Annotated in this window: 18 protein-coding genes and 1 other RNA gene; 14 read left to right on the top strand and 5 right to left on the bottom strand. The window is 40.3% G+C overall.

All coding sequences use genetic code 11. The annotated features are described in order from the left end of the window. Positions 1-13: 13 nt before the first annotated feature. Positions 14-808, bottom strand: a complete 795-nt coding sequence (locus C8D84_RS04330) for a response regulator (protein WP_109590341.1) — start codon at positions 806-808, stop codon at positions 14-16. 363 nt (positions 809-1,171) lie between these two features. Between C8D84_RS04330 and C8D84_RS04325 the strand changes: the two genes are divergently transcribed. Beyond that, the gene (locus C8D84_RS04325; protein WP_109590339.1) at positions 1,172-1,843 is read left to right on the top strand and encodes an alpha/beta hydrolase; all 672 of its coding nucleotides are present in this window, start codon (positions 1,172-1,174) and stop codon (positions 1,841-1,843) included. Positions 1,844-1,928: 85 nt separating this feature from the next. Continuing rightward, positions 1,929-2,306: a transfer-messenger RNA gene (gene ssrA / locus C8D84_RS04320) on the top strand. A 214-nt stretch (positions 2,307-2,520) separates the two neighbouring features. Here the strand turns inward: ssrA and C8D84_RS04315 are convergent. Continuing rightward, complete coding sequence (locus C8D84_RS04315; RefSeq protein WP_146192882.1) at positions 2,521-2,907, bottom strand: hypothetical protein; 387 nt, start codon at positions 2,905-2,907, stop codon at positions 2,521-2,523. Between the two features lie 176 nt (positions 2,908-3,083). Here C8D84_RS04315 and C8D84_RS04310 point away from each other — a divergent pair, with 176 nt between their 5' ends. From C8D84_RS04310 to C8D84_RS04300, 3 genes are all read left to right on the top strand, one after another. Next, positions 3,084-3,395 (top strand): transposase, encoded by a 312-nt coding sequence (locus tag C8D84_RS04310; protein WP_109590335.1) that lies wholly within the window; start codon positions 3,084-3,086, stop codon positions 3,393-3,395. A 146-nt stretch (positions 3,396-3,541) separates the two neighbouring features. Next, complete coding sequence (locus C8D84_RS04305) at positions 3,542-4,273, top strand: IS3 family transposase (protein ID WP_109590333.1); 732 nt, start codon at positions 3,542-3,544, stop codon at positions 4,271-4,273. 382 nt (positions 4,274-4,655) lie between these two features. After that, a complete protein-coding gene (locus C8D84_RS04300; RefSeq protein ID WP_109590331.1) occupies positions 4,656-5,117 on the top strand; it encodes a DUF805 domain-containing protein in 462 nt (153 codons plus the stop codon). A gap of 139 nt (positions 5,118-5,256) precedes the next feature. Here C8D84_RS04300 and C8D84_RS13840 read toward each other — a convergent pair whose 3' ends face one another. From C8D84_RS13840 to C8D84_RS04290, 3 genes are all read right to left on the bottom strand, one after another. Continuing rightward, positions 5,257-5,751, bottom strand: a complete 495-nt coding sequence (locus C8D84_RS13840) for a tyrosine-type recombinase/integrase (protein WP_227697633.1) — start codon at positions 5,749-5,751, stop codon at positions 5,257-5,259. Between the two features lie 154 nt (positions 5,752-5,905). Continuing rightward, positions 5,906-6,187: an Arm DNA-binding domain-containing protein gene (locus C8D84_RS13835; RefSeq protein ID WP_228244457.1), complete on the bottom strand. Its 282-nt coding sequence runs from the start codon at positions 6,185-6,187 to the stop codon at positions 5,906-5,908. Between the two features lie 293 nt (positions 6,188-6,480). Next, the gene (locus tag C8D84_RS04290) at positions 6,481-7,383 is read right to left on the bottom strand and encodes a hypothetical protein (RefSeq protein WP_109590329.1); all 903 of its coding nucleotides are present in this window, start codon (positions 7,381-7,383) and stop codon (positions 6,481-6,483) included. Between the two features lie 566 nt (positions 7,384-7,949). Here C8D84_RS04290 and C8D84_RS04285 point away from each other — a divergent pair. From C8D84_RS04285 to C8D84_RS14015, 9 genes are all read left to right on the top strand, one after another. Then, complete coding sequence (locus C8D84_RS04285) at positions 7,950-8,870, top strand: YagK/YfjJ domain-containing protein (protein WP_109590327.1); 921 nt, start codon at positions 7,950-7,952, stop codon at positions 8,868-8,870. A 116-nt stretch (positions 8,871-8,986) separates the two neighbouring features. Continuing rightward, complete coding sequence (locus C8D84_RS04280) at positions 8,987-9,259, top strand: hypothetical protein (RefSeq protein ID WP_109590325.1); 273 nt, start codon at positions 8,987-8,989, stop codon at positions 9,257-9,259. A gap of 50 nt (positions 9,260-9,309) precedes the next feature. Continuing rightward, the gene (locus tag C8D84_RS04275) at positions 9,310-10,302 is read left to right on the top strand and encodes a DUF932 domain-containing protein (protein WP_109590322.1); all 993 of its coding nucleotides are present in this window, start codon (positions 9,310-9,312) and stop codon (positions 10,300-10,302) included. Positions 10,303-10,412: 110 nt separating this feature from the next. Next, on the top strand, positions 10,413-11,570 hold the full coding sequence (locus tag C8D84_RS04270) for a YqaJ viral recombinase family nuclease (protein ID WP_228244456.1): 1,158 nt from the start codon (positions 10,413-10,415) through the stop codon (positions 11,568-11,570). Positions 11,571-11,676: 106 nt separating this feature from the next. Further along, positions 11,677-12,579: a recombination directionality factor gene (locus tag C8D84_RS04265; RefSeq protein WP_109590319.1), complete on the top strand. Its 903-nt coding sequence runs from the start codon at positions 11,677-11,679 to the stop codon at positions 12,577-12,579. A gap of 153 nt (positions 12,580-12,732) precedes the next feature. Continuing rightward, positions 12,733-12,984 carry a helix-turn-helix transcriptional regulator gene (locus tag C8D84_RS04260; protein ID WP_170108269.1) on the top strand — a complete coding sequence of 84 codons (252 nt, stop codon included), beginning with the start codon at positions 12,733-12,735 and terminating at the stop codon, positions 12,982-12,984. A 165-nt stretch (positions 12,985-13,149) separates the two neighbouring features. Beyond that, entirely contained in the window at positions 13,150-13,863 is a 714-nt protein-coding gene (locus tag C8D84_RS04255) for a DUF805 domain-containing protein (protein ID WP_109590315.1), read from the top strand. Between the two features lie 60 nt (positions 13,864-13,923). Next, complete coding sequence (locus C8D84_RS04250; protein WP_075101650.1) at positions 13,924-15,081, top strand: tetratricopeptide repeat protein; 1,158 nt, start codon at positions 13,924-13,926, stop codon at positions 15,079-15,081. Positions 15,082-15,093: 12 nt separating this feature from the next. Next, positions 15,094-15,369: a YkgJ family cysteine cluster protein gene (locus tag C8D84_RS14015; protein WP_075101649.1), complete on the top strand. Its 276-nt coding sequence runs from the start codon at positions 15,094-15,096 to the stop codon at positions 15,367-15,369. The last annotated feature ends 3 nt before the right edge of the window (positions 15,370-15,372 follow it).

Below are 15,372 nucleotides of genomic sequence, written 5' to 3'. Positions count from 1 at the left end.
ATAGGCAGTGCAGCTAGGCGGGACACAAGGCGTAACCCAAGCCGCGATGGGTATGAATGACATCGATGCTGGCATCGACAGTCGCCAGCTGCTTACGAATGGACTTGATATGACTATCTATGGTTCTCGCCAAGCGATGATCGGGATAGTCGCTCACAGCGCTCAGCAGTTGCTCACGGCTAAAGACTTGATTAGGGGCTTTTAACAAGGTTAATAAGATTTTGCGTTCGGTGTTACTCAGCTCAAGCTTCTGCTCTTGCCACAGTAGCGAATAACTAAGCGGTTGGTAGTGCCAGATGCCAGACTGACATTCAAAGGTTAAGGCTTGCCCCGACATATTATTTGGAGAGGCAGGGTTGACTGTATCGCTGGCTTCTGTTGTAGGGGAGGTGGAGGACTGAGACAATAATTGCTCACGTCGCCAAATGGCTTTTAGGCGAGCAACCAACTCGCGCGGGCTAAATGGCTTGGCACAATAGTCATCGCCGCCCATTTCTAAACCCAAAATACGATCGACCTCATCGCTACGAGCCGTCAAGAAGATGATAGGAATGTCCTTTAAGCCAGCAATATCAGGGGTGTGGCGTATTTGTTGACAGAGACTGAGACCATCACCATCTGGCAGCCCAACATCCAAAATAATTGCCGATAGATCTTGCGCTTCAGCACTATTATGTAAATTGCGCAGAAAAGGCAACACGCTACTGGCGTTATCAAGCCAAGTGATTTGCCAGCCTTCACGCTTGCAAGTGACTTTCAGTGACATCGCGATAGCAGGATCGTCTTCTACCAGTAAAATATGGGTCATAAGCTCTATATCGCTATGTAAAGAAAAACTATTTAAGATAAAGGGGTTATTAATATCTAATGAGATACGAACATTGAAAAATGAGTGTAGGGCATCATACAGTAGTAGCTAGAGTGCTATCTAAGTTGACGAATTTATCGTAGCACAAAAGTCGCACTCGCTTTTGCTATCAGGCCTTAAAAGATGTGAAAAGTTGATGGAAATTAGCATTATTAGCGAAGACTTTTTTGACTAGCGGTTTTGGTGAAAGGCTGTAAAATAATCTGTATTATTATAAAAAATATTGAAATACAGTGCGAATGTCAGTTTTACTAAAAATAAGTTTGATGTACCTACCATTTTTATTTAAAGGAATTTAAAAATATGAGTGACTATTTAGATGCGGTCATCGTTGAGCATAATCCAACGCAAAAAAAGATAGACAGAGCCGTTATTTGGCTGCATGGTTTGGGCGCGAGTGGTCATGATTTTGAGCCAGTGGTACCACAGCTCGGTTTAGCGGATGATATGGCAGTGCGTTTTATTTTCCCTCATGCACCAAAGCGCCCAGTGACGGTGAATGGTGGTATGGTCATGCCAGCATGGTACGACATCTTAGAGATGAGCCTAGAGCGTAAAGTCGATGTCGCTCAGATTGAAGAGTCTGCGCAGCAAATCCGTGATTTGATCAGCCGTGAGATAGAGCGTGGTGTTAAGCCTGAACACATTGTAATCGCAGGATTTTCGCAAGGTGGGGCAGTGGCATATCATGTGGCACTTGGCTACCCGCAGCGTTTAGCTGGCTTGATGACACTCTCTACTTATCTAGCGACTAATGATAATATTAGCTATAGCGCTGCTAATAAAGACATGCCAATATTGATTGAGCATGGTACGTATGATCCAGTTGTTCCTGTAATTTTGGGCGAGCAGGCGCAGCAGTTATTATCCGCTAAAGGCTATAATATTGCTTATCATACTTATCCGATGGCACATCAAGTTTGCATGCCGCAGATTCAAAATATCGGTAAATGGCTCAATAAAGTACTGGCTTAGAGAGTTCAGCTGTAACATAATGTAATATAGATATTATATAGGTTGAAAGTCGACGTACAAATCCTATATAATAGATGACCTTATTGGGGATGTTCTGGCTTCGACGCTGGTAATGAAACTCAATGATGCATGTCGAGAGTATATGTCCTCTCGTTAATCAAACATATATTGTTATAGTCGCAAACGACGAAAATTACGCTCTAGCAGCTTAAACCCTGTTTACAAGGTTTAAACCTGTTTACTTAGTTGCTGATCACCTACAGTTGGTCAACTAAGTTGAAGCGTCCGCATGTAGGCTCGCCACAAGTGATTGTCTCAATCGCTTGGGTTCAAAAGTAGAGAATCGTCCAATCCATCCTGACTGTCGGATCGGTGCGGATTAAATCTAAAGACAGAAACTAAACATGTAGATTCATGAGCGTAATGCTGGCGGACGCGGGTTCAACTCCCGCCATCTCCACCAAATATTTTAAATAAAGTCAGTCACTTAGGTGGCTGGCTTTTTTTATGACATGATTTTGACATGATTGGCTGGTAAGAGAGCGTCATTGTTTGCAACTTTATTATCAAGGCAAGCTTTGTATTAACTGAATAACAAAAAATCACTGTAGCAGCAAGATATTACGCTTTTTTATTGATATTCAATGAGATGGGTTTGCCATCTCATTTTTTTGATCTTAATCAATGCCAAGTCCATTTTTCAGTGTAGGGTCAAGATCAAACATATGTCTTTGAAGCTCTTCAACATCTTTGTTGAAATCTTCTAGGGTTTCTATACCTCTAGATACATTGGAATCTCCGGAAGGTTGCTTGCTGATTGCCAGTTGATGGTCTTTTTTGTGTCGCCACATAAATGCAGATATCACATAAACACAGTATTCAGATAGAAGCATAATTTCTGCGTAATTCTTTGGAACATCTGCATCAAAGTATCTCTTATCTAAACACGTTGGTTTTCCTTGATCGCTATCGTCGCGGAAGCCATGAGCTAACACAGTGTTTCTTAAACCCTGAATCCCAGGCCAGCTTTTAAGTCTTTTAATTGCTGGGGCTGTTATTTTCATCGTATCTCGAATATATGGATCGTCCTTTGCATAATGGTTAAATCTTTTGTACTCATCCAAGAATGAGCAGATATCTATGAGCATTTTGTTACTTAAAGACCACTTAACATTGTAGTGGCATAATAAACTTGGACAGCGTATAGGAGGTTTATACTAACCCAAAGAAGGAAAATAGTATGACCAACAAACGCAATCAATATGCCCGAGAATTCAAACTTGAAGCAATCAGCTTAGTCGTTGAACACAACCGCACCATACCTGATGTGGCAAGCTCACTGGGCATTGGCAAATCCACCTTACAGAAATGGCTAAGTCAGTATCGCCAAGAAATAAATGGCGAAGCGCCTAAAGTCGGCAACGCTTTAACGGATGAACAGCGGGAGCTACAAGAATTACGCAAACAAGTTAAGCGACTGACCATGGAGCGTGACATATTAAAAAAGGCTTCTGCTCTGCTGGCCTTGGACAGCCTGAACGGCTATCGCTAATAAGCAAGCTTGCAGAGCAGGACAAACAGGTCAATAAAAGCATTCTGTGCAAGCTGTTTGGGGTGATGAAAAGCAGTTACTACTACGGAGTAAAGCCCAAGTTAATTAGCCTTGACACTATCAAAACCAAAGCCTTAATACGCTAAATATTTAACAACTCGAAGCACTCAGCAGGCGCTCGCAGTATTGCCGCCATACTCATGAATGATCATAACATCAAGCTGACCCGTTATATGATAGGTAAACTTATGAAGAGTATGAGCCTTAAAAGCTGTCAATTGAAGACGCACAAATATAAGCACTGTGACGAGGCGCATAAAAATCATAACAATATCTTAAATAGAAACTTTAGCCCATCAGCGCCCAATCAAGTCTGGACGGGCGATGTCACCTATATTCGTATTAAAGGAGGCTGGTGCTATTTAGCAGTGGTGTTAGATTTATATGCTCGGCGTGTGGTGGGCTTTGCCGTGTCAGATTCGCCTGACAGTATACTGACAACCAAAGCACTACAGATGGCATATCAGACGCGCTTACAGCCAATTAGAGTGCTGTTTCAGTCTGATCAGGGAACCCATTACACCAGTAAGACATTCGCTGAATCCGTGGTCAGTTGTAATGGCATGATACAAAGTATGAGCCGTCGCGGAAATTGTTGGGATAATGCGCCAACCGAACGATTCTTTAGAAGCTTTAAAACAGAATGGATGCCAAAAGGTGGTTATGAGAATATCGCTGAGGCATCAACCGCCATTGCTGATTATATCTGGGGCTATTATCAGATCGTGAGACCGCATCGTTTTAATAATTATTTGTCACCGCTAGAAAAAGAGAAGCGATACTTTAACCAAAACCTCTTATCAGTTGTTCTAAATTAGTTGACCACTACAGAAGCAGGTGGTGGACAATAGGTTGAATGAGAACAGTTAGACCTCGAAGCGGACATTAGTAATGATGTATCAAAGAAAGAGAGCTGATGCTCTCTTTTTTTTATGCCTGATGTTACTCAAGGTTGTCAAAAACACCTTTCTCTATCGCATTGTATGAATCTGTCGCATTGTATGAAAATAAACATTAGCTAAATTATTTTCGAATTTAATGTTGCTTATTATAATTTTGTTAACTAATATTGCTATATTGTTAATATCTCTAAAAATTTAGCAGTATCGATAGATCACTTGATAAGCTCATTGAGCTGTCTATTTTCTGAATATCTAAGTCGTCAATAACAGCTATAACTTATAAGGTAAAGATAAGTATATGATTAATATTCTCCTCATAGGGACATTCATCGTCCTAATTTTGCTAGGAAAAAAAGATATTGCTATTAAGATTGTACAATCTTATCTTAGAACGCTATTCACTCAATTTATCGATTTTAAAACAAGAACAACTAATGCATGGTTGTATATATTTAGTGTTATAAATATATTTATAATACTTAAGACTGGTGAAGGTGCACTTGAGTTTGCATTCGAGTCTGATACCTCGCCTATTACATTAATTAAGCTAGTTATATTTTGCTTATGTATCGTATCAAGTTTTAGTATTTTGGTTAGACGACTACATGATATAAATAAACCAGCATGGCTTTTGATAGCGGGTATGGTTTTCCCTCCATTCCTTATTATATTAATGTTTATGTTCCTATTTCCTGGAACTGACGGCGCTAATAAATATGGTAGAGACCCTAAAAGCCTGCCTTATTGGTACTTGAGATAGTACAAGCATTACTTAATGATTTTTATGAGTTAATCACCTAAATTTTTATGACTTTTTATTTTAAAGAGAAAAAGGCTTTTTAGTTAATAATATAGCTTTCAATGTTTATTAGTATTCAAACTTTAGGCAAGCTTCGCCCTTACCCTTTAAGCATCTCAAGCACTTTATCCTCTCCTAGCTCAGCAATCAACGCTTGTAGCTGGGCAGTAGAGTCAGCTTGTGACTGAGCATCCGTTCTAAATTCAGCTGTGTCATGACCTTCCCTGAGCGCATCTAAGTAGTTTGCCCATTTCTGCATCATGTCGCTACGATCGTCGATGTACTCAAACCGACCGTAAGCAGTTCCATTAGGGTCTTTAGTAGTATGACCTAGAGCCATCTCAACAAGTACAAGAGAGTATTTTAGCTGCTCTTGCAGTATGGTCTTAGCTGTCGCTCTAAAGCCATGAGCACAATGTATATCTTTATAGCCTAAATCCTTCAAACGCTTATTAGCGGTAGCGTCAGATATGATCTGATGCTTTTTTGCCGTCTGGCTAAAAAATACGTAGTCAGTATGGCCATTAATCTTTTGCTGTTCACGCAATATAGCCACAGCTTGACGAGGTAGGGGAACAACCATATCCTTAACCATATTTACCTTACCTTACCTTGGCCTTTTAAAGGCTTCAGCAGCCATCTGCCAGCCTCTAGATTAAGCTCGTCCCATCTCATACGTCGCAAATCACCATTACGCACGAAGAGCATTGCCAATAGCCTAAGGGAGTTTATGGTATTCAAATCACATTCTAAGGCTTCAATAGCTTAGCCAAATCTTTAGGCTTAGTGATGGCAGGACGATGACCATAGCTAGACTTAGCTAATTGACTCTTAATAAGCGCCGCAGGACTGGAGATAATACTTTGTTTAGGATTTGAAGGCGGGTAGTATCGATACATCCATGACTTAGTCTCAGTAGGACGTACCATTAAGAATAGTTTAGGATAATTTTTGACAGCAACGAAGTACTTCTTATCTTCAGGCTTATGGCTGCTAATACTTCGGTCTGAACTGATCGCCTTTCTTTCCATATCCTAGATCTCCATGAGTAGACTCAAAACTCGGTATACTTGACAGTATACTCAAAGTGCATGGATTAGGATAGATTCATAGGACAGTATGGAACGCCAGATACAACAAAGCCCCTGATATCAGGGGCTTTAGCTGTTCTATAAGATAGTATAGGACTATGTAATGGTACCCGGAGCCGGAACGATACACGTATATTAAGATATTGATTTTATTAAAATTTTTAAGTTGAGTATTATTTAGTGTACATATCAGTGTACATGAAATTCACTTTTCATATTACTACTACTATTTTTTATTCAGTACTATTGTAAGCTTCATCAATCAGTTGCTGAAGATACTCTGCGCTACTTACTCCATACTCGCTAGCTAATTTTTTAAGCCTATTCATATGGCGTCTGGTTAAGAAGTGCTCTTGAGCAGTCTCGGCGTCTCTCTTACCTTGAAATCTTCTTTGAGTCCATGCATTACGCATTTTTCTGATTATTTCTTTTTTATGTAGGCTCATCTTATATGGATGATTATTTCTATGACCAAAAATATCTAGCGCGTCTAGAGATGCGCAGATCTGTATATAGTAAGTGCTCAGATCATTACTTAGGAATAATGGGTTCTCGATAAGATATCCATATTTACTTAAGTAGCTATGCGCCCAAAAAATTTGTTTCTCACTTTTTCTATCTAACCATTCTAGGTCTTGCGGTGTAGTCAGTACTTTATTATACAAGCTTTTAGCTTCGTTCATAAAGTTTCTTTTCCATTCAACTCTATAATCATTATATTCAACCCCATCCCTGTCTAATGAAATTATGTTTGTCAAATCAAAACACGTAATCAAGTTGTTTTGAAAGTCAGCGGAGTAATTTCCCCAGAAAAATGAAAGATTATGCTTATATTTATACGAGTAATGATCGAACCATAAAGCTGCTGTTAGATCATTTTTTAGCCAAGCTATAGACTCATCAGGCAATACATTAGATTTAGAAAAACTAACAAGTGATTCTCTATAACTTTCTGTTAACTCAAGGCTATTACAAGTAGTGTTTAGATACTCTAAATCGTTAGGAAGGTCCACGTTATATCCATCTAAAGTCAATTCATTTAACGCAATATTAACCTGCCTTTGAGTTAGTTTAAGATTCCTACCTTTCTGCTTATTAGAGTTTACTACAGAATCTCTGATAAAATTATCAGTCATTTTTTATCCTTCAGTTGGTTATCTAAGTAATATTCTACTAAAGTTTAAATAATTTTAAAATAAAAAACTAATAATATTTAAATAAATTAATAGTAATAATATAGTAATAATTTTTTCATATAAATACTTACTATGTCAAGATTTCATTGGTCTAAGATGGCTTGGTATCAATAGTATGTCAAGTAAAATGCGCAGTACCAATAATTTGTTAAAGATTGACTTCGATATTTTTACTTTGGTGTAATATATATTACAGATGTGCTGACGCGTTTCCCGTATGCATAAAAGTTGGTAAGTGTGACTTCTGATGTATCATTCAAAACTTGTTGTCAGCTAAATGCACCAATCACAATATCCTCGATATACACTGCATTCCATACGAATGTAGTCAAATATACTATCGATATTCCAGCAGTATTTATAAGCTACACTAATGGGTTATTTATATTATTATATATAGCAGCGTCACCACGCTGCCTATCAGCCAACCAAATTACCAGCAGAAAGAATTAAAAAATATGGCATGACTCTACTATGTGCAAGACAAACCACATAGGAGTAATACCATGAAATACATCAACCGCAACCAAGCAGAAGTATTTACTAAAGTTCATCAATTAGTAATCAATATTATCTTTCGAGACTTGGACATTGATTCGGTAATGGATAAACTGAACGATCTATATCAATCATTTATGTATCACTACGAGGCTGATGAAGGGCTTGTTTATTTAAAGCCTATTGATATTTTCTTTCGTAATGCACAGCGTATTGTTGGTGATCAATACCCTGATGAAGTGATTTGGGAACACAACAACGTAAGTGAGCTGATCGATATATTGATGTACTATAAAAGAGAGGTTGAGCGTGAGCGGAGTGTTTTGATATATCAGGAAAGGCAAAACAAGAAGGCTTTGGACGAGTACATCACTAAATTAACCCATCATTATGCGCGGCTGTTATTTGTTCGTATTGATCTAAAATACGCTCAAGGCCACGATCAGCTGATCACCATTGAGGAATTTAACGAACACATAAACAAACTACGTCAGCTGATAAGAAAACAAAGGGCTTGTTTTAAGGATTTAGAAGGTTACGCATGGGCACTTGAGCAAGGTGAGATCAATGGTGGTCTGCATTGCCATTTGCTTTTAATATATGATGGATCAGAAAGACAAAAAGACTGGCACATCGCTAAGGAAGTTGGTGAGAAATGGGTTCAGATAACAAAGGGGTATGGGGCTTATTATAACTACCATGAACCTAAGAATAAGCGACGCTATCAGCAATACGACAGACTAGGTATTGGTATGATTCACCGCGACAATGAGCTTGAAGTGGCGAATGCACGTTGTACTGCTTTGTATTTAACCAAGCCTGATAAATTCGATCAGCATTTAAAAGTGAAAATATTAGGGATGAACACTTTTGGAAAAGGTAGATACCGTACATCCAATCGCCGAGGACTACCACCCATAACAAAATAATCTCAGATATATACTATTATCATGAGATTGAGTACAGCCTGTTTGTGTGTACCTTATTCCTTCATCAAGGTCTGCTTTTTAGCAGGCCTTTTTTATGCGCAAAATAAGGAGTCCTTATGAAAACCTTTTGTCCCAACTGCCATTCCTCAGCCACTTATCAAGTGAGTCATCAAGAGATGACAGATGCTATTCACGAGCTGAGCGAGACGACAGCCATTATTGGCATGAGTATTGGCTTGTGTCGATCATTAAAGATCCATACCAGTGTTGGCATCATTGCAGGCACTGTCTTATCGGTGCTGATACACATGGCACGTTCTAATGACAGCAACGCTTTGAGCTATCAGCCCTATTGCTGCCAAAACTGTCAGCACATTTTTACCCCTTAATTCATTTAACCCTTCATTCATTATTACTCTTATTTTAAAGGAAAATCATCATGGCACATTTAGTAGAAAGCATGGCATACGTTGGCGAAACCCCTTGGCACGGCTTAGGGAATGAGCTATCTCCCAAGCAGCCGTTAGAGGTTTGGGCGCGCGAAGCGGGAATGGATTGGCGTATTGAATCGTCGGACGTCAGCTACATGGCTGAGAACGATCGAGGGCATAACCTTATTTTGCCGTTTGCTGATCAAAAGGTCTTGTACCGATCCGACACGCTTGATCCATTATCAGTGGTCAGTCAGCGCTATCAGGAAGTACAGCCTGAGGAGATACTTGAGTTTTATCGTGAGCTCACGGAACACTCACACTTTGAGCTTGAAACCGCAGGTGTGTTAAAGGGTGGTCGTAAGCTATGGGCATTGGCACGTACAGGCCAGTCAGCCAGTCTTAGGGGCGGTGATGTCAGTAATGGCTACTTACTGCTGGCAACCGCTTGTGATGGCACGCTTGCGACCACAGCACAGTTTACCAATATCCGTGTGGTGTGTAATAACACGCTTGCGGTAAGCCTCGCTGATGGTAGTGGTGGCGTGGTGAAAGTACCGCACTCCACTTCCTTTGATGCGGACAAGGTCAAACAGCAATTAGGCGTGTCGGTTAAACAGTGGGATGAGCATATCTATGAGATGAAGCAGTTATCTGAGCGCCGTGTGACCCAAGCGGAAGCGGCTAACTATCTAAGCCGTGTGTTTAACGATCAGGACAATGACATCATTTTATTTAATAGCGCTAAGAAAGAGAAAGACGCTGTGCCCAATGCTCGCGCAATGAATAAAGTGATGCAGATGTTTAACGGTCAAGGACGCGGAGCTGATATTGATGCTGCTAAAGACACTGCTTATGGCTTGCTCTGTAGTATCACTGAGTACGTCGATCATGAACGCCGAGCAATGAATACAGACAATCGACTTAACTCAGCATGGTTCGGTGCTGGGGCTAAGCTGAAGGAGAAAGGCTTACAGGATGCGCGAGCTTTAATCGCTTAGCGGTCTCAGTTATTTTATTACACCAACAATAACCACGTCTTAGGGCGTGGTTTTTTTATGCCGATTATTCAACCGATCACATTCACTAACTTATTTATAAGGAAGCTATCATGGAAACCATCGCTTTAAATAACACCGCTCAAACGAGACGTCGTAAGCGCTTAACGGTTAGAGCCAAAGACGTTAAGCCTGCTACACCTGCTACACCTGCTACACCTGCTGCTCAGGTAAACACAAAGACAGCTAAACCCAATCTTGACAACGACACGGCTCAACAGGATAAAACAGTCAAAGCGACTGCCAAACGCTTAATCAGCACCAAAAATCTCAGCCATGACAAATGGCTTGAGATCCGCAAGCAAGGCATTGGTAGTAGTGACGCTGCTGCCGCGTGTGGTATTCATCCTTATCTATCGATGCTTGAGCTATGGATGATTAAAACAGGGCGTATGGAATCAAACCTTGATGAGAGCATCGAAGGGTACTCACCGCTGTATTGGGGCAACACTTTAGAGCCAATGGTGGCTAAATATTACCAAGAACACACGGGTAATAAAGTCAGGCGCGTCAATGCCATCTTGCAGCATCCTGACCCTGATAATCACTTTATGTTAGCGAACTTGGATTACGCAATTACTGGTAGCGATGAAGTGCAGATACTGGAATGCAAAACCGCAGGGGAGCATGGCGCTAAGCTATGGAAGCATGGCGTGCCGCTATATGTCACCTGCCAAGTACAACATCAACTGGCAGTCACAGGCAAACAAGCCGCGCATATCTGTGTATTGCTTTGCGGACACGAAGCGAAGATCTACAAGGTTGAGCGCGATGAACGTTTGATTGCGTCTATCATGGAGCATGAGCGTCTGTTCTGGCAATACGTAGAAACCGACACACCGCCAACGCCCGATCACTCAGAGTCAGCCGCACGCGCATTAAAGCAGCTTTACCCTAAGCCTGAGCCTGCCAGTAAAATCGATTTCAGCGAAGACGCTGGGGCTAATAAGCTATTCACTAAGTTACTTAATCACCGTGATTCAATGAGTGAGCTACAAAAGCAGCATGACCAGATCAAACATCAACTGCAAAGCTTAATCAAAGATAATGAAGTAGCGGTCTTTGACAAAGGCGCAATCTCGTGGAAGCGCTCGAAGGACAGCGTGAGCTTAGACAGTAAAGCCGTCACTAAAGCCCATCCTGAGCTGATGGATAAATTTAGTAAAACCCGTCAAGGCAGTCGTCGCTTCGTCATCTTAAACGATAATTAAACCAAGACAGCTAATCTCATTAACCAAACGCATAAAGCCCACCTATCACAGGTGGGCTTTTTTATGTCGATTTATTCAAATTATTAAACAAATAAGGAATATCATCATGATTAAAGGTCTAACGATTACCCCGCCCGTACTCGGTCGTATCAGCATTGGACGCGTTATCCAAAAGGATGGCAAACGCCTACCTGCCAAAGACGATCAATTCACCATTACCAGCCAAGTGCAAAATAAAGACGGCTGGGTCAATCATCCGCTTGATGAAAAGCTCCGCGCACGTAGTGAAGGTAAGCTCAGACAAATACCCGTTCGTATGCTGTTCAATGATCCTGATCTTAATTTACGAGCTCAGTACACGTTATTCGATCGGCAAACAGGTCGTCCGTTATGCGTGGGCGATGGTGAACACTGTCAGCGTCGTACCAATAATGGCGTTGAGCAACTGCCTTGTCCATCGCCTGATCGCTGTCCGCTAGCACAAGGCGGCGCTTGTAAGCCTTATGGCAGACTGTACGTTAATCTGTCAGAAGACGATGAGCTAGGTACGTTTATCTTTCGAACTACTGGCTTTAATAGTATTCGTACGCTTGCAGCACGGCTGAGCTACTTTGCTGCGGTATCAGGCAATAAGCTGTCCTGCTTACCCCTGCAATTAACGCTTAGAGGCAAAAGCACCACACAGAGCTATCGTACGCCGATTTACTTTGTGGATTTAACCTTGCGTGATGGGGTGACGCTCAAAGATGCGGTACAGCAAGCTAAGGCGATTGATAGGGAGCTTAGCGAAAACGGCTTTGATCAAGCAGCGTTGGAGCAAGCTGCCACGCTTGGTTATGCCAATTCGTGCTTTGAGGTTGATGGTGATGAGATGTCTGATGTGGTGGAAGAGTTTTATCCAGTAGCAGACGACAGCAATCAAATACCTAGCAAGGCAGAGGAAGCTATGCAGCCAAACACACGCAGTATCGCGCAAGGACTACGCCAAAGCGTGACAGCGGTGAGCTAAATCGTGACAGATAAACGGCATAGAAAGGAGCTGATCAATCAGCTCCTTTTTTTATGGATAATACGCGCGGTCAGTATGGGACGCCATAAAAAAATATGGGACTCGGTAAGTATATGAGAGGTGATGCTCTCATTCACTTACAAGGAGATAATCATGGAAAATTCAAATGCAACACAACCAGCCATCGAGCAATGCAATCACATTCCACAACTGCTAAGCATCAAAGACGTTGGGCACTATACTGGGCTTAGCCGTTCGACTATTTATGAGATGATCAATGAGGAGTCTGACCGTTACGATCCAACGTTTCCTAAAAAGGTACAGCTTACAAAAGTAAGGGTAGTATGGGTAGCGAGTGAGATTGCAGGTTGGATTGAAAGTAAGATAGCTGCTCGTGTTAGCTAGAAAACGATATGACAATAAGTCGCGTCATGCGGCTTATTTTTCCTGACTGTTGTTTTTTTTGTCTTTTTTATCTATTAGGTGTAATGGACAAAGTTTTCTTAATTTAACTGTTTCTATTTAACTTCTGTTTAGTTATTATATGTAATTTAATATGAGGGTTTTTAGATGAATGGCAAAATAATTAACTTTGATGATTATAAAAATACGGGAATAATTATAGCTGATGATGGTGTTCAGTATTCTTTCGATGGCAAGGATTGGATAGAGAGGTATGCTCCCAAAGCAGGTGATAATGTAGATTTCATGTTCAATGGTACGGGTAGTATCAATCGAATATCTTATCAATCCAGCCAGTCTCAGGCTTCTACTCCTCCATCATTACTTAAAGAACCTCAAAACCAAAATATATCAACTACACCAGAACTTGAAGGTTACGGTCGTCCTGATAATAGTCAGTATGATGAGAATATCGGAAGCTTATACCTAGCAGAAAGTAACTATGGAATAGTAGATTGGACAAAAAAAGTGTTCAGTAATTATGCGACTTTTACAGGCCGTGCTAGACGAAAAGAGTATTGGCTGTTTTATCTAGCAACCATTATTCTATCTGTAGTCTTTGGATTTATGGAAGGTTTTTTTGGAGGGCTTTTGGGTATAGGAATAGGAGATGAGGCTATATCACCATTGATTTTGGCTTTAGTATTCTTTATTCCTATTATAGCCGTAGCTACAAGACGTCTGCATGATACTGGACGGTCTGGTTGGTGGCAGCTACTATGGTTTATTCCGATTATTGGTTGGATTGTTCTTGTCGTCTTTTTGGCTCAGCAAACATCACCACAAAATAATCAGTGGGGATTACCAGCGAAGCGTGTTTAATAGCCAGTGTGGTCAAAATAATTTTGTGCACCTATCAATGTTACCAGTGTGGAGTAATCAATGTACGGTATCCCTGTCAGTAGAAATTATATAGAAGCGCAATATTTAATCGGAGTAGATTACCTACTAGGTAATAAAGTAGCTCAAGACTATACACAAGCTTTAGAATGGTTTCAAAAGTCAGCGAGTGAAGACTATGCGCCAGCTCAAGATGTTATAGGGTGTATGTACAGCTACGGTTTTGGTGTTGATCAAGATTATACTAAAGCATTCGAATGGTGTGTAAAATCTGCAGAACAAGGCTATGACATTGCGCAGAATAATGTTGCTTATTTATATAAAGAGGGTTTTGGTGTATTGCAAGATAATAGTAAAGCTTTTGAATGGTATCAAAAAGCATCTGAACAAGATAATGCAGACGCTCATTACGAGCTGGGTAATTTTTATAGCGAAGGCATAGGAGTTGAAATAGATAAAGACAAAGCTAATTATTACTATAATAAAGCAGTATGTAAGGGTCATTTAGAAGCAGAACAGCGTTTGCAAAAAAGTAATAAGCCACTTGAAGAAGATAAGCAATCTAACGAAAAATTGGTAGAGGACGCTGATAGTCATATCGAAAGCATAGACTTTGAAAATGATGGAAGTATTTCATTTAAAACGTTCTTTGACAATTACTTCCGTGATGAGTCAAAAATGTTGCCGCAAAATCCAGGCGGAGGTGTTTGGTTTTATGAAAGTATGGATTTTGACGAAAGTTCCAAATTTTATGATAAAGCAAGTGCTGTCAGAGAGAAAAATGACTATATGATTGACACTACGTATGCAGACTTTATCATCGACACAAGCTTTACTAGAAATTTTGGTGTTGGTCTCTTCTTACATGTACATCAAAATAGTTATCAATTTCATTTAAAAAATGATACTAAAGACTGGGAGATATTGAACGATATCGAAGAAGCCTACTACAGCGAAAGTGATAAAGCTCTGTATATAGAGGATTATAAAATAAATCTGATAGGAGATGTCGCTCGTTTTTATGGTAAAAGGCTTGTAGAGTGTATCAATGCATATTTAAATCAAAACGAACTTGATAAAATCGATGAAGAAATAGTGTCTAATTCAGAGCTTGTGACAGATGCGCTGGATAATATTGATGACAGACTCACTGAAATTAACCAAAAGCTTAATGATCTACGTGAAGATAGCGCAGCTTAGAGTACATTAATCATGAAGTTTCCTTGCAATCAATGTGGTTGGTGCTGTCAAAATCTTGATAAAAATGAAATATATGCAGCTTTAGATAGAGGTGATGGCACATGTGAATGGTTCGATATAGATAGTAAAAGTTGCACTATTTATGAGTCAAGGCCGCTTATATGCAATATTGAAGCAATGCATCAGGCTTATTTCTCTACTATCCCTTACGATGAATATATAGCGCTGAATATAGAGGTTTGCCAATCGATTCAAGTTAAGCATCGACTGCCAATAATTCAGATATAACCA

Origin of the sequence: Psychrobacter immobilis, assembly GCF_003148585.1 — a bacterium.
In the GTDB taxonomy this organism is placed as follows: domain Bacteria; phylum Pseudomonadota; class Gammaproteobacteria; order Pseudomonadales; family Moraxellaceae; genus Psychrobacter; species Psychrobacter immobilis.
Note: the sequence above shows the minus strand (reverse complement) of the source record. Positions and strands in the feature narration are given on the sequence as shown.

Bases quoted from the DNA above. Each gene is read 5' to 3' on its own strand.
- C8D84_RS04265 (WP_109590319.1), top strand. From the start codon at position 11,677: ATGATTAAAGGTCTAACGATTACCCCGCCCGTACTCGGTCGTATCAGC.
- C8D84_RS04315 (WP_146192882.1), bottom strand. From the start codon at position 2,907: ATGAAAATAACAGCCCCAGCAATTAAAAGACTTAAAAGCTGGCCTGGG.
- C8D84_RS04275 (WP_109590322.1), top strand. From the start codon at position 9,310: ATGGCACATTTAGTAGAAAGCATGGCATACGTTGGCGAAACCCCTTGG.
- C8D84_RS13835 (WP_228244457.1), bottom strand. From the start codon at position 6,187: ATGGAAAGAAAGGCGATCAGTTCAGACCGAAGTATTAGCAGCCATAAG.
- C8D84_RS14015 (WP_075101649.1), top strand. From the start codon at position 15,094: ATGAAGTTTCCTTGCAATCAATGTGGTTGGTGCTGTCAAAATCTTGAT.
- C8D84_RS04330 (WP_109590341.1), bottom strand. From the start codon at position 808: ATGACCCATATTTTACTGGTAGAAGACGATCCTGCTATCGCGATGTCA.
- C8D84_RS13840 (WP_227697633.1), bottom strand. From the start codon at position 5,751: ATGGTTAAGGATATGGTTGTTCCCCTACCTCGTCAAGCTGTGGCTATA.
- C8D84_RS04325 (WP_109590339.1), top strand. From the start codon at position 1,172: ATGAGTGACTATTTAGATGCGGTCATCGTTGAGCATAATCCAACGCAA.
- C8D84_RS04310 (WP_109590335.1), top strand. From the start codon at position 3,084: ATGACCAACAAACGCAATCAATATGCCCGAGAATTCAAACTTGAAGCA.
- C8D84_RS04300 (WP_109590331.1), top strand. From the start codon at position 4,656: ATGATTAATATTCTCCTCATAGGGACATTCATCGTCCTAATTTTGCTA.
- C8D84_RS04285 (WP_109590327.1), top strand. From the start codon at position 7,950: ATGAAATACATCAACCGCAACCAAGCAGAAGTATTTACTAAAGTTCAT.
- C8D84_RS04260 (WP_170108269.1), top strand. From the start codon at position 12,733: ATGGAAAATTCAAATGCAACACAACCAGCCATCGAGCAATGCAATCAC.
- C8D84_RS04280 (WP_109590325.1), top strand. From the start codon at position 8,987: ATGAAAACCTTTTGTCCCAACTGCCATTCCTCAGCCACTTATCAAGTG.
- C8D84_RS04270 (WP_228244456.1), top strand. From the start codon at position 10,413: ATGGAAACCATCGCTTTAAATAACACCGCTCAAACGAGACGTCGTAAG.
- C8D84_RS04290 (WP_109590329.1), bottom strand. From the start codon at position 7,383: ATGACTGATAATTTTATCAGAGATTCTGTAGTAAACTCTAATAAGCAG.
- C8D84_RS04255 (WP_109590315.1), top strand. From the start codon at position 13,150: ATGAATGGCAAAATAATTAACTTTGATGATTATAAAAATACGGGAATA.
- C8D84_RS04250 (WP_075101650.1), top strand. From the start codon at position 13,924: ATGTACGGTATCCCTGTCAGTAGAAATTATATAGAAGCGCAATATTTA.